General features: G+C 50.2%; 9 protein-coding genes. All 9 read right to left on the bottom strand.

What is annotated here, in order from left to right; all coding sequences use genetic code 11:
- Positions 1-215: 215 nt before the first annotated feature.
- The 9 genes from clpB to rpoD all read right to left on the bottom strand — a co-directional run bounded on the left by clpB (position 216) and on the right by rpoD (position 14,551).
- Positions 216-2,831, bottom strand: coding sequence for an ATP-dependent chaperone ClpB (clpB, locus tag EKM75_RS09250; protein ID WP_125693998.1), 2,616 nt, complete (start codon positions 2,829-2,831; stop codon positions 216-218).
- A 142-nt stretch (positions 2,832-2,973) separates the two neighbouring features.
- Positions 2,974-4,215 (bottom strand): peptidase T, encoded by a 1,242-nt coding sequence (gene pepT / locus EKM75_RS09245; RefSeq protein WP_125693996.1) that lies wholly within the window; start codon positions 4,213-4,215, stop codon positions 2,974-2,976.
- A gap of 56 nt (positions 4,216-4,271) precedes the next feature.
- The gene (locus EKM75_RS09240) at positions 4,272-5,078 is read right to left on the bottom strand and encodes a Nif3-like dinuclear metal center hexameric protein (protein ID WP_125693994.1); all 807 of its coding nucleotides are present in this window, start codon (positions 5,076-5,078) and stop codon (positions 4,272-4,274) included.
- Positions 5,065-5,772: a tRNA (adenine(22)-N(1))-methyltransferase gene (locus EKM75_RS09235; RefSeq protein ID WP_125693992.1), complete on the bottom strand. Its 708-nt coding sequence runs from the start codon at positions 5,770-5,772 to the stop codon at positions 5,065-5,067. Before EKM75_RS09235 ends, EKM75_RS09240 begins: the two co-directional genes overlap by 14 nt.
- Positions 5,773-6,372: 600 nt before the next feature.
- Positions 6,373-6,744 (bottom strand): hypothetical protein, encoded by a 372-nt coding sequence (locus EKM75_RS09230; protein ID WP_125693990.1) that lies wholly within the window; start codon positions 6,742-6,744, stop codon positions 6,373-6,375.
- Between the two features lie 488 nt (positions 6,745-7,232).
- Positions 7,233-10,514, bottom strand: a complete 3,282-nt coding sequence (locus tag EKM75_RS09225; RefSeq protein ID WP_125693988.1) for an MMPL family transporter — start codon at positions 10,512-10,514, stop codon at positions 7,233-7,235.
- Positions 10,515-10,917: 403 nt separating this feature from the next.
- Positions 10,918-11,436 (bottom strand): RrF2 family transcriptional regulator, encoded by a 519-nt coding sequence (locus EKM75_RS09220; RefSeq protein WP_125693986.1) that lies wholly within the window; start codon positions 11,434-11,436, stop codon positions 10,918-10,920.
- Between the two features lie 664 nt (positions 11,437-12,100).
- The gene (locus tag EKM75_RS09215; protein WP_164508779.1) at positions 12,101-12,916 is read right to left on the bottom strand and encodes a CAP domain-containing protein; all 816 of its coding nucleotides are present in this window, start codon (positions 12,914-12,916) and stop codon (positions 12,101-12,103) included.
- Positions 12,917-13,420: 504 nt separating this feature from the next.
- The gene (gene rpoD, locus EKM75_RS09210; protein WP_382339151.1) at positions 13,421-14,551 is read right to left on the bottom strand and encodes an RNA polymerase sigma factor RpoD; all 1,131 of its coding nucleotides are present in this window, start codon (positions 14,549-14,551) and stop codon (positions 13,421-13,423) included.
- Position 14,552: the final 1 nt, after the last annotated feature.

The following is a 14,552-nucleotide window of genomic DNA, read 5'->3' as shown; positions in this document are numbered from 1 at the left end:
TTCCAATTGACAACCGGATGATCCGTTCAACCGTGTTGAAGCGGTTCTAATCGCCGCTTACCGACAGTCTCTCGTCAGCATCCCCACTAACTTCTCTGCCAACGGCTAAGCTCATTTGCCAGCTATTCTCACAGACAACCCCATCAATTCGAGCGCTTCCCAGCAAAAAAAAGCCCAGCTCTAGGCCAGACTCTTTCGTACAAATGCAAATTTGCTTAATCCTTAGCCGCTTTGACTTGGGGTTGATGCGTAAACGTCAGTTGGTCGTCCACCACATCAATGGTGATCAAACTGTCCGCTGGAATCTTACCCGCAATCAATTCCTTTGCCAGTGGCGTTTCCACGTGCGTCGTAATGAAACGTTGCAGTGGTCGGGCCCCAAAGGCTGGCAAGTAACCCTTCTGGGCAATCCAGGCCTGAGCCGCTGGCGTACTGGTTAAGTCTAGTGACTGTTCGTGAAGCCGGGTGGCCAGATGACCGATCAATTTGACCACGATTTGTTGCACATCGGCCAATGTCAGTGGCGTAAACATAATCGTTTCATCAATTCGGTTCAAGAACTCTGGCCGGAAGTGACTCTGTAAAAGCTGAGCCACTTGTTGTTGGGCTGCCGGTTGAATGTTGCCCTGGTCGTCGGTCCCTTTCAGCAGGATGTCTGACCCCAGGTTGGAGGTCATGATCAAGATGGTGTTCTTAAAGTCCACGGTCCGTCCCTGGCTGTCAGTCAGACGACCATCGTCCAAGACTTGGAGGAGCAGGTTGAAGACATCCGGATGAGCCTTCTCAACTTCATCAAACAGCACGATGGTGTAAGGGTTCCGCCGAACGGCCTCGGTTAGTTGGCCGCCTTCCTCGTAGCCCACGTAGCCAGGGGCAGCCCCGACTAACCGTGAGACGGATTCCTTTTCCATATACTCAGACATATCAATGCGGACCATGTGGTCTTCACTATCAAACAGGTTGGCCGCTAACGCCTTGGCCAGTTCGGTTTTTCCGACCCCGGTTGGTCCCAGAAAGAGGAACGAGCCAAGTGGTTTCGTCGGGTCCTGTAACCCCGCTCTGGAACGCAGAACGGCATCAGCCACTGCTGAAACGGCTTGGTCCTGTCCTACGACCCGGTCATGTAACCGGTCGGCGAGCTTCAACAGTTTTTCTCGTTCACCCTGTACCAACTTGGTGACGGGGATGCCAGTCATGCGACTGACTACCGCGGCAATCTCATTTTCCGTGACGGATTCCGAAACTAACCAACCCTGTTGTTGCTCCTCCTGTTGTTCCATGGTAGCCAATTCCTTTTCCAGTTTAGGAATCGTGCCGTGTTGCAATTCAGCCGCCTTGTTCAGATCATACTGGGCTTCCGCATTCTCCAAATCCCGCTTGGCTGTGTCCAGCTCAGTCTTCTTGTCACCAACACTCTTGATGGCCGTCTTCTCTTGATTCCACCGGGCGCTCAACTTATCGACTTTTTCCTTAGTGTTCGCAAGGTCCTTTTGCAACTCGGTCAGACGTTCCTTAGAGGCGTCGTCCGTTTCTTGCTTCAGCGCGGTCTGTTCGACCTGCATCCGCATCAATTGCCGCCGAGCTTGATCCAGTTCCGTGGGAGCCGAATTCATTTCCACCCGGATGGAAGCGGAGGCCTCGTCGACCAAGTCAATCGCCTTATCGGGCAGGAAGCGGTCCGTCAAGTAGCGGTCGGACAGTTTGGCCGCCGCAATCAACGCGTTGTCGTGAATCTTGACCCCGTGGTGAATTTCAAAGCGTTCGCGCAGGCCTCGTAAGATGGTGACAGTGTCGTCAACGCTCGGTTCGTTGACCAGAACCCGTTGGAACCGCCGGGCGAGGGCCTTGTCCTTTTCCAAATACTCGCGGTATTCGTCTAAAGTCGTCGCCCCAATCAAATGCAGTTCGCCCCGAGCCAGCATTGGCTTCAAGAGGTTCCCAGCGTCCATACTACCTTCAGCCTTACCGGCCCCCACAATGTTGTGAATCTCATCAATAAACATGATGATTTGACCGTCACTCTTGGTGACTTCCTTCAAAACGGCCTTCAACCGTTCCTCAAACTCCCCCCGGTACTTGGCCCCCGCAATCAGAGAACCCATGTCCAGGGAGAAAATCGTCTTGTCCTTCAGGTTGTCGGGAACATCCCCCCGCACGATTCGTTGGGCCAGGCCTTCAACGATGGCCGTCTTACCAACCCCGGCTTCCCCAATCAACACGGGATTGTTCTTGGTCTTCCGAGAAAGAATGCGGATCACCGAGAGAATTTCGTCATCCCGCCCAATGATGGGGTCGATTTTCCCACTGCGCATCGCCTTGACCAGGTCGGTCCCGTATTTCTCCAAGGCCTGGTACTGGTCCTCCTGATTCTTTGAGGTAACGCGTTCGCCGCCCCGTAATTTATCTACGGCGTTACGGACCATTTGCTCGGTGATGCCCTGGCTCTTCAGGTAATCCGTCAGGTTCTCACCGCTCAGCTGCATCAACGCAATGACGACCACGTCAATTGCCATGAACTCATCGTGGTAGCGTTCACGAATGCTGTCGGCCTTCTGTAAGAGGTCGGTCAGGTTACGGGAAAATTCTTGGCCGTACTGGACGCCGCTACCGGAGACGGTACTGATACCATCCAGCTCCCGGTCTAACTCACCGTCTAAGGCGTTGATATCTACCCCAGCATTGGACAAGATCTCGCGGCCAAGTTCTCCGGGTTGAATCAAGTATTTGAATAGGTGCGCGACCGTGACCGCTTGGTGCTTACGCGTCATCGCAATGCGTTGGGCCTCACCCAAGGCCGCAGTTAAGGCTTCAGTCATTTTATCTGGATTCATCAAAACTCCTCCTCAATTAAAGTTGCAAATTTAAGTGGGTCTAAAAAAGAGGCCACCCTTAGGATAACCTCCATTTTTCACTCATATTCTAACTGATATTGACCAAAAATCAAAATAATTTGACCAATTTTGACTAATTAAATTAAGCCTGTTGTTCTGAGAGTTGCGCAATCTTGATCACCACGTCAGTTGCTTGTTCCATGGTTTGTTCGGAAACGTACTCGAAGCGGCCGTGCATGTTCTCGCCACCGGCAAACAGGTTAGGCGTTGGCAAGCCCATGAAGGAAATCTTGGACCCGTCAGTCCCCCCACGAACAGGGAAGATCAGGGGCTTGATGTTCAAGTCTTCCATGGCTTCCTTAGCCAAATCGACCACCGTCATATCCTTCTCGATCACTTCACGCATATTGTAGTACTGGTCCTTAATGGTAACGTGAACTCGGTCGGACCCGTATTGTTGGTTCAACTGGTCGGCGACCCCTTGGAACAGCTTCTTCCGGTCTTCAAAGATGGCCCGGTCATGGTCCCGAATGATGTAGCTCAGGTGAGCCGTATCAACAGTTCCGTTCATGCTGTAAAGGTGGAAGAACCCTTCGCGGCCCTCGGTATTTTCTGGCCGATCATGTTCTGGCAAAGCTGCATGGAAGTCCATGGCAACCTGTGACGCGTTGACCATGACGCCCTTGGCTTCGGCCGGGTGCACGTTCGTCCCGGTAACCTCTACCTGCGCGTCAGCTGCGTTAAAGGTTTCGTATTCCAACTGACCTAACGGACCACCATCGACGGTGTACGCAATGTCAGCCCCAAAATCGGCAACGTCAAAGTTATCAGCACCAGTACCGATTTCTTCATCGGGCCCCAGGCCAATTTCAATTTCACCGTGCTTGATTTCTGGGTGCGCCAACAGGTATTCCATGGCTGCCATAATTTCAGCAACCCCGGACTTGTCGTCGGCCCCCAGCAAGGTACTCCCGTCGGAAGTGATCAGGGTGTGGCCCTGGTAGTTTTTCAGATTGGGAAAGACAGCTGGATCTAGGGTGTATTTCCCGGCAGCGTCCAATTTAATGACAGACTTGCCGTCGTAGTTTTCAACGATTTGTGGATCAATGTTTTCACTGTTGAAATCAGCCGTGTCAAAGTGGGAAATGAACCCCAACTTCTTGACTTGCTTGTCGGTGTTGGCCGGCAAGGTCGCGTAGACGTAAGCGGATTGCGCGTTGATGTGCACATTCTCTAACCCAATGGCTTCTAAGTCCTTAACCAAGCCCTCAGCAAACGCCGTCAAACGGGGCGTTGAGGGAATCGTGGTCGAACTAGGGTCAGACCGCGTATTGATCTTGACGTACTTCAAGAAACGGGGGATTAAGTTTTCATACTTTGCCAAAATAAATCACTCCTCAATCAAATTCGATACTAGTTTTAGTTTACCCGTTTTCAAAATTAAATAAAAGTAAACGGGTCAGTATTTAATTGTGAGGCCACCACGGTGATTGGCCAGTGGTTTTCAGCCGCCCAGTCCTGAAAAAGCTGGGTCAGGTGTGGCTTACAAATGCTTTCAATGTGATGACCAGGATCGATAACGTTCAATGCCGCCGCAATCATATCGTGGGCGGGATGATACGAGATGTCCCCGGTCACGTAAACGTCGGCCCCGTGGTCAATGGCCGCTTGATAGAACGGCCCACCACTGCCACCAAGCACAGCAACGCGTTTCACCACGGCATCGGGCGTGTGACTGATCAGCCGCAACCCGGGAACGTTGAAGACCGTCTTGCAGTGTTCAGCAAATGTCATGACCGACGTCGGCTCCGCGAGGTCGCCCACCCGACCCATGGTAATGGCCGGCGTGGCGGTACTGCCACCACTGGGCACCAACCCACGAACGTTTTGCAGGTCGAGCGCTGCGGCCAGCCAATCGTTCATACCGCCCGGCGCACTATCTAAGTTGGTATGGGCGCCGTAGACCGTGATGTCGTGTTTTAATAACGTCGCATACATCTGATTCTGCGGTACGGCCAAGTCCAAATTCTTCGCTGGATGGAAGACCATTGGATGGTGGGCAAAGATAAAGTCCGCCCCCACCTGAATCGCCTCTTCAACTACCTCAGGCCGGACATCCAAGGTAACCAGTACCTTGTGAACCTCGGCATCGAGACTGCCTAGTTGCAGGCCAACGGGATCACCGGGCTCCGCCCACGTCTTAGGAGCAAATTGTTCAAAACGGTCAACTAACTCACGCACCAACACGTTGCAAGACCTCCTCAATTTCACTGATTTTCGTGTGTAGTTCTGCGACCTTCGCTGCGGGAACCTCCTTGGCCGATTGGACTTGTTGGAGAACCTCTTTCGTGCGCTTCAACTCCCGTTGCCACTTGGCGATGAAGGTTGCGTTGTGGGCTGCCAACAAGAACGGTCCAAACCGCAACTGTTCCTCAGTGTATTGCTCAGGTTGGTCGGCACGGTCAGCCACCAAAATTTCGTAGTCGTGACCATCTTCGCTCACAATTTCTTCCGCTTGTAGCTGAAAACCATGGGTCATCAGGAACGTGCGCAGCGTCATTTCCCCCACGTTGGGCTGTAAGATCAACCGGTTAACACCAGCTAAGCGATCAAAGTCCTGCGTCAAAATCTGGGTGATCAACGCACCACCCATCCCCGCAATAACGACCGTGTCGATGTTATCGCTGGGTTCCATGGCTTTTAAACCGTTAGCCAACCGGGCAGTAATCTTGTCGGTCAGCTGAGTCTGTTCAATTTCGCGTTGGGCATTCTTAAAGGGACCGGGCACAACTTCACCAGCGACTCCGCCGGCGATGACGCCGCGCTTAGCTAAATTAACGGGTAAATAGGCGTGATCCGTGCCGATATCAGCGATGCGGCTCCCCGGTAATACGTATTTGGCCACGGTAGCTAACCGGACCGAAAGATGATCTGCGTCCATATGAATGACTCTTCCTTTCTACTGTTGGTGCTGGCCGGCAATGCTACCCGCCAACACACGTCTCATCTCTCAAGTATAAGGCACTCATCGACAATTGAATAGCGGGAAATTCTGGCAGTGTGCCACATGGGCGATCACTATACTGGATTGATTGCGCTCCGGTGGTCAGGGATTCCGCCTGCTGTGGGGACGCTTCAGACTGGAAGAACACCAGTCTTCTCGCTCGATTTGAAGCCACGAAGGCCCCGTGTCTTCAAAGTCGCCCGTGGTGTAAGCTGGAAATTCACCAGCAAACACCACCTTCACGGCCGGCTCCACCCCTGACCACCTCCGGCTCTGATTGTGGTTTATCATGATTTCTGCCTTTGTGAGCTAACTGTTAAAAGATTCTGTAGCTAAGTAACAGTGAAACTTTACGTCAGCCAAGAAGGTCCCCGATATGGGCTTAAGGTGGCACAGTTTAATCCCCATACCTGGTAGCGGGTATGGTGGAAAGACACCTCTCTAGCTAGCCTTCAATTTTTTCACTCTGCCGATAACTAAAAAAAGCGTCCCACAGACAACCGAATTATCTTGGACTTGTCTGCGAAGACGCCATTTCTATTCAAGTGAAACTTCGACCGGATTCATTTTTCTGACATAGAGACCGTTGAGAATCCCCAGCGCTAAAAAGCCAACGTAGGCGTAATCATGCGCATCCAGGGGACCGATCCAGGTACCAATAAATCCTAAACAAATCACCGCCACCACTGCGGCAACCCAACCGATCACCTGTTGTCGCTTAAAGAACAACGTCACCGTGAAGACAAACGTCGCTAGCGTCCAGATTCCCCAAACAACGTTTACATACAACGCCAAGTCATGGTAAAAAACGGCTGATGCGTTAAAGAAACAATTATCCGCCAAATCAGCAGTGACCAGTAACCCTATTACCCCCAATATCCACGAGATGATTCTAACAGTCTTTTTCATTCGTAACACGCCTCCAACTAACTTGTTTGACTAGTCGTCAAATCAGCTAGTCTGCCACGAGAGCTTGCGGTTCATGGCATCCCCCGTTAAAGATCGTTTCGACGGACGATTGTTATCTTCTTAAGTATAACCTTAACCAAGTATATTGATACCCTTATAGACGGTTCTTCAGCGATGCCATCGACCGTTCTAAAGGTGCTGAATTTAGGTTGTGACATTGATTGGTTCATATCATTTCGAAAAAAAGATACCAGCATACCCACACTTGTGCGTGGCGTACGCTGATATCTTAAGTTAGTACACATTTACTAAACTGAAAACTAATGATGTTGTGCTCACTGCCTACTAACACACCAGCAGAAATCACACAAATCCATCATAGCCGGAGGTTGCCGAAGCTTCAAGTCGCGGGACAAGACCGCTTCACAGGCTTGTCCCGGTCCCCACAGCTGGTGGCTTGCCCGGCAACCAGAGGCGGCAATCAACGACTATTTCTGCCGTCGTGAGGGTGTCGCTTGATCAGAATCAGTGCCATTGACCGGCGCATCCCGCATATTGGAATAAGGATACGGGTACGTAATCTTCATGACAGCCGGCATCACGATTGGCAACAGGATGACCAGCAAGATGATCCCAATGATGACGGCTAACGCAATTTGAATCAGCGTCATGACCCCAGATGGAATCAAGGCAGCAAACGTCCCACTCAGGATAATCCCAGCCGAGATGACAACTGTCCCGATAACCGTGGCTGCCCGCAACATCTTGTCACTGGTAGCACCCGGCTCATGCAGGAACTCACGATACTTCCGCATCAAGAAGATCGAGTAATCGACCCCGAGTGAGATCAACATGACGAACGTGAAGAATGGTGTGTTCCACGTCAACATGTCGGCCCCTAGAACTGGTTTGACCAACCAATGAACGATGGTCAAAGCCCCAGAGTAGGCAACTAACAGAATTCCTTCGATCACAATTGGTTGAACTAGTGAGCGGGTAACCACCATCAGGGCGACAAAGAGACCGGCTAACATGATGATGACCGTCCGCGTAAAGTCGCTGGAAGCCATGTCGTTGATATCGTTGGTCTGTGAGGTATTACCCCCAAAGGCAATCTTAGCACCACTCAGACTCGTCCCAGCTAGTGACCCGTTGACAACTTTTTCCAATTTCGGCAACCGAGCCATCGCGGCAGCGGAACTGGGATCATCATTTAGCACTACTGTCAGTTTGGTCAGCTTCTTGTTCGGCGACATGTAAGTCGTCAGTGCTGGCTTAAACGAACTCCCGTGTAACTGCTTCGTTGGGATGTAGAACGTCTTGGTGGCGGCGGACTTTTGCAACCCCTTCAGGTAGGCGTTAGCGGTACCGACCCCACTGGAAACTTGCGTGAGTCCGGTCGTTGCTGAGCCTAATCCCTTGCGCAATGCCGTTAATTGCTTACTCATCGCGGCTAACTTCTCCGCCATGGTTTGATTACCAGCGGCTACTTGATTAGCCCCGGAAACCAGAGAAGGCATCTTACCGTTGATGGTAAACATGGCACTGGACAGCTGACTCGTCGCACTAGCTAGCTGACTACTCTGTGAACCTGCCTTTTGCAAAGCCGTTTGAGCACCTGGTAGGACCACGTTTGACTTTTGCGCCAACGCGGCCACCGCAGTCTGCAATTGACTGGTTGAACTTTGCAGGCTGGTCAACTGAGTGGCCACGCTTTGATCAGCAGCACCGATGGACGTGGCGTCCGACTTGATCTTTGGCAAAGCCGTGCTCAAAGCTGATTTCAAAGCACTTTGCGCCGTGGATTGCTGTTGAAGCAACCCAGCCAAGACTTTCTTCTGTTCTGCGGACAGCGGCACCCCGTTAGAACTGAAGGCACTGGCCACCGTACTCGTGCTCATGGTTGGCAAATTAGCCGTGGCACTCTGCAAATTGGCCAGTTGCTTACCAATGTCTTGGGTGCTGGTCTTGATGGTCGTCAGTGAGCTCGTAACCCCGCTGGTGCTGGCCGAATTACCCGAGACTTGCTGGTTTAATTGTTGAATGGCATTGTTCAATTGTGGCAAGGCTGCTTCCAACTGAGCAAGTTGGGCCGCCTGCTTCCCACCAGAGGCGGAAGACACTTGGCTATTCAAGGAATTAACCCCAGTTGAGACCTGTGAAATGGCGGACTGTAGCTGGTTAGTCCCGGTGCTGACTTGCTTAGCCCCACTGGCTAACTTGTTAGCGTCCTGAACCTCCCCCGAAACATTTTGCTTACTCAATTGGCTATCAGCGGACTTCAGTCCCTTGTTGACCTGGTCAACACCCTTTTGGGCTTTGACTAAGCCGCTCGTCACTGAACTCATTTGATTTCTGACGTACAGTTCCTTGATGGCTTTCCCACCAGGCTGCGTGACGGAAGCCACGGTCTTGACCCCGTCAGAAGCCTGTAACTGCTTCGTTAACCGGTCGATCAGGAGCAGGGACTTTTCGTTGTCTAATTTATGATCACTTTGAATATAAATAGTGGTTGGCTCAGCAGTCCCCTTGGAAAAATGCTGTTGCACCACCTTAAACCCTTGCTTGGCGGGGACATTATCGCCAATTTCCACCAAGTTGTCGAAGTCCAACGTCCCGTGAGACGACAGAGCTAACGGAATAAACACGATACCGGTAACAATCAGCGTAATAATGGGCCGAATCATGGCGTGTTTGGCCATACCGTGCCACAAACGACTGTCTCCTTCACCGGAGAACTTCTTGATCGGCCAGAACATCTTCCGACCACAGATGGCCATGAAGAATGGGTTCAGCGTCAGGAGTACGGCCAAGAGGACCACGACCCCAACGGCAATACCGACCGCTGACTTGTAGAGTGAAAAGTTGGCGAATCCCAGCACACTCATCCCGATTAAGACGGACAAGCCGGAATACAGAACGGTCCGACCACCAATTTTAATGGCTTCTTTCGTGGCCGTATACCGATCTTTTCCTTTAGCTAACCGCTCTCGGAACTCGTTATAGAGCAGAATATTATAGTCGGTCCCAATCCCAAACAGCACGATAACGATGAAGACTTCCGTGAAGTTAGAGAACGGAAAGTTGAACCGGTCAACCAGGTTAGCTACCACGGAGATGGACGTGATCACGGAGACCCCGACGGTCAATAGTGAGAACAACGGCGTAACCGGCGAACGGAAGACCAACCACAACACCAAGAAAATGAAGATGGCAGCAATGATTTCGGTCTTCTGGACCCCAGCCTGCGTAGCATCGGAGAAGTCTTGGTTTAAAACATCGGCCCCAGTGACGTAGGTTTTCACACCACTGGTCTTGGCCAAACTGGTAATTTCAGAGCGCACCTTCGTAATTGAATGGCTGGACGATTTATGCACGTTCAGTTGGAGCAGTTGGGTACTCTTATCCTTTGAAATCAGCTGTGAGGCGGCGGTGGAACTATCACTCGCAGCGGTCACCGACCGAATTTCATATTGATCTTCGTGGTTCTTGATTCGTTGAATGGTGTTATCAATCTGGGTATTCTGCGCATTGGTCAACGCGGAATCACCATTACTGAAAACAACCACAACGGCAGTGGTACCGCGTTGGGAACGACCCCACTGCTTTTGCATATTGGTTGCACGAGTACTTTGATAGCTGCTGGGAACGGTAATTTGTCCCTTGTCAGCCACCAACTTACTCATGTTTGGAATCGTCACGACGGCCAAGAGGACAATGACTAGCCAGCCGATAACGTTCCAGATGTAGTGCTTATTCATCCAGCGCACGGGAAAACCTCCTAAAACAATTCTCTAAATTTTATGACCTAATGATTGAACCGAGCTCCACTGATTGTTGACTAAAGGTTGAAAGTTCGAAAACGTTATCAAGTCAAGAATAGTCAGGCGATATAGATATAAAATTAGTCTCACCCAACCACCTGCGGCTGTCAGAGATTCCGCCTGCTGTGGGGAACGCCTCCGGCCTGAAAAGCGGTCCTTCGGCTCGATTTGAAGACGTGATTTACGGCTTCAAGCGAGGGACAAGACCGCCTTTTGGCTTGTCCCGTCCTTCCCACCGCGTTCCAGTCCAAATGTGGCGAACGGTAAGGCGGCAATTTCCACTATGTCTGACTAAACTTCAATACCTATGAGCTTGCTCGTTTCAATCCTTAGTTAATTAAACTTACTTCTATTCTGTTGATTGGTGCAAAAGCCACTTGGTCCAATCGAGCTGCAGAGGTTGGTTCTCTGTAATCGGTAAGATCTCGCTGATAGTCAGTGTGGCTAACTGCTCGCGGTAGCGCTGCTCAGCCTCACCGAAAACGGCGAGGACGTTGGCAACCGGTTGTTGATTATTTAAGTCTTTCAACGCGTAAGTCTTCATAAAGGCTTTTTTTTGGTCGAAACCAAAAACGCGTTTAACTAATCCCGTGTTCTTGATGAACGTGCTGGCCCCTTCGATGGCGTCAAAGACGTCCAGTAAGGTAATCTTGTGGGGGTCGCGAGTTAACACAATGCCACCGTCCCGGCCGGAGACCGTTTTAACAATATCGGCACCGGCTAATTTCTGAACGATTTTTTTCAAATAACTGGTGGAGATTCCCAGACGCTCCGCAACTAAACGGCTATGTAAGGGAATTTGGCGATCTTGAATCCCGAGTAACGCAACGATACAGAGCGCCTGCTCCAAACTTGGCTTGGCTTTCACAGTGCACCTCCTTTCACCTAAGCCACTAAACAAATGATGGGCTTTTCTAAACGAGATACATTATATCCCCTTATCTCGATTTTTCAAGACTTTTGACTCAATAAATTACCTCAATGTTGATTAGTCCTTTATGTAAACGATTCCAACCTAAGAATGGGGTTAATGATTGTTGGGCGGCTTGCTAAGCCCTGAAATGGCTGCTAATTACCGGCTAATCGCCAATAATTTCAGGACAATCAACACACTTGTAACCCACACTGTCTGCTAAACCACCAAAACAAGACCTACCGTTTTTATTTATTCCCTCTACCCTTACTAACGAAATAAATAGAGATTTTGTCACCCTATTTCGAAAAAAACCGTTTAACAGTGATGTTTATTTAAGTAACGCGTAATCCTAGTCTATTCGCAATGCACTCCGACCATGAACCAAGTTGCAAGGCACAGGCTCTTTTGTACGGTAGTCCAAAAATAATTTTAGTTCATTGAACAATAGGATATAGTCACTTTATTTCTCTTGAAATGCGGTAGTGGAAGGACATAGATCTGCGACTTTATCCCTTTTTTGTACACTTTTTTAACTTTACCAGTATACAAAAATATCTGCTGCCAGTAATCAAATAGATTGATTCCGAACAACAGATATTTTAGAACCTTATATTCTCTATCCTTGTTGGTCGATAGCGTTGTAAATTGTGCCGTTAGAAATCTTCCAGCCAATCCCAATCGTCTTAGCTTCAGGATCAATCAGGTTGTCCCGGTGACCCCAGTTGGACTCAGCGTCGTGGTAGAGGTACTGGTCGGCGGCGTTGGTGCCAGCCTTCTGGTAGTCATCCACAAAACCCTCATCGGCCATGTACAGGCATTCAGAGCTCAGGCCCTCGTCGAAGTTGATGCCAAAAGTAGGTCCTTCTTGTAGGTAGAAGACATTACCCGCACTATCGTAGTGGGTAATATCGCCTAATTCAGCACAGTCGGCGGCCCGTTGGTTAGCCAAGTTCGTCAGGTCGGTTACAATTGTCAGTGGTGTGGCGCCTTGCTTAGCCCGTTCCTTGTTCACCATGGCTAAAAAATCAGAGCTGGCCGCTTGGGCGTTAAACGTGGACGCCGTGGTCCGTACGCCGGTCTTAGTCGACTTCTTAGGCGCAACCCCCTTCTTCAAATAGCTCCGCAGAATCCAGCCGCGGGCCTTCTTCGTACTGATGTAACTGTAGACGGTCTTCTTGTGGTTAGCCTTACGAACGGTGCTTTGCTTGGTCACGTACAGCGTCGTGTATTTGTGGTTCTTAGCGTGGTGAACAACCTTGGTCAGCTTATTGGTCTTGTAAATGGTCCCCTTTGTGGCATGATAGGCGGTCCTCTTGACCTTCTTGGTGCTGAGTACCTTGGCACCAATCTTGGCCGCAGCTGGCATTGTCGTGACACTTAAACCGACCGACACAATGGCCAAAACGGTTAAAGCTAAATAAAACTTTTTCATCTTGTTTTCCTCCTGAAAATTCATTTTAAATCCTATGTACAAAACGAGACATTCGGTCAAATTAAAATTACTATTAATTCACAACCATTCACCTCATTAAATATATCATTTACGCTAAAGCGGCGCAAACTGGGGTGTTAAGAGTTGCCGACGAAAGCCTTCAGACTTGCTATTGCTGATGAGTTTACCTATGTTTCTGCCCCTATACCACTTGCATGGTTGCGTCATTTCAGAAGAGTTATTTGGTTGGATTATCTGGAGGTGACCAGGGATGGGACCCAGCAGTGAAAACATCGTAGGCTAGCGTCTTGGGCTAGCCTACGATATGGGCGTCTTTGAAGATACGCGATTTTTGTGGCTTCAAAACGAGCGAGAAGCCCGTTCTTTGGCTGAAGCGTCCCCACAGCTGGGTCCCGTCCCTGGTCGCCGGATCACCACCTTCTAATCCAAAAGAGCACAAAAAAAGGACCAAATCCGTTAAGATTTGGTCCCCAATATCTAAGTTTATTCCAAGAAATCTTTGAGTTGCTTACTACGTGATGGGTGACGTAACTTGCGCAACGCCTTGGCTTCGATTTGACGAATCCGTTCACGCGTAACCCCGAAGACTTTCCCAACTTCTTCCAAAGTCCGGGTCCGACCATCGTCTAGACCAAACCGCAACCGCAGAACGTTTTCTTCACGATCAGTCAGCGTGTCCAAGACACTTTCCAACTGTTCCTTCAGTAATTCATAAGCAGCGTGGTCGGCAGGACTCGTCGCATCTTGGTCTTCAATGAAGTCACCCAAGTGAGAGTCGTCCTCTTCACCGATTGGCGTTTCCAAGGAAACTGGTTCTTGCGCAATCTTCAAGATTTCGCGAACCTTTTCCGTTGGCATATCCATTTCGGCCCCAATTTCTTCAGGCGTTGGTTCCCGCCCTAAGTCTTGGAGAAGTTGCCGCTGAATCCGAATCAATTTGTTAATGGTTTCAACCATATGCACAGGAATCCGAATCGTCCGTGCTTGGTCAGCAATCGCCCGTGTAATCGCCTGACGAATCCACCAAGTAGCGTACGTTGAAAATTTGAATCCTTTCCGGTAGTCGAACTTTTCGACGGCCTTCATCAGACCCATGTTCCCTTCTTGAATCAGGTCCAGGAATTGCATCCCCCGACCCACGTACCGCTTAGCAATGGAAACGACCAGCCGCAAGTTGGCTTCAGCTAACTCTTGCTTGGCTGCTTCCTCGCCCTTTTCGATCCGTAAGGCTAAGGCGACTTCTTCGTCCGCCGTTAACAGGTTGACCCGACCGATTTCCTTCAGGTACATCCGAACGGGATCGTTGATCTTGACCCCAGTGGTAGTAGAGGCGTCTTTTAATTCCTTCTTTGAAACGGCCTTTTGGGCTTTGACGGCCCGTGGGTCTGGCTCACCCTTAGCATCAACCACGCTGATCCCAGCATCGGAAATCGTTTCGAGTAACTTATCCATCTGCTTAGCATCCAGCGTGTAAGGCGTTGCAACCTTGTCAGACAGGTCATCATACGAGATGTGACCGGCCTTCTTGTTGTCTTTGATCAAAGCGCGCACCGTTTTGTTGTATGCTTTCTGGTCAAACATTGGTTGATCCGTGGTTTTTTTTGCCATTAAAATA

The organism is Levilactobacillus tongjiangensis, from assembly GCF_003946345.1.
In the GTDB taxonomy this organism is placed as follows: Bacteria; Bacillota; Bacilli; order Lactobacillales; family Lactobacillaceae; genus Levilactobacillus; species Levilactobacillus tongjiangensis.
This window is presented reverse-complemented; position numbering and strand designations above follow the sequence as displayed.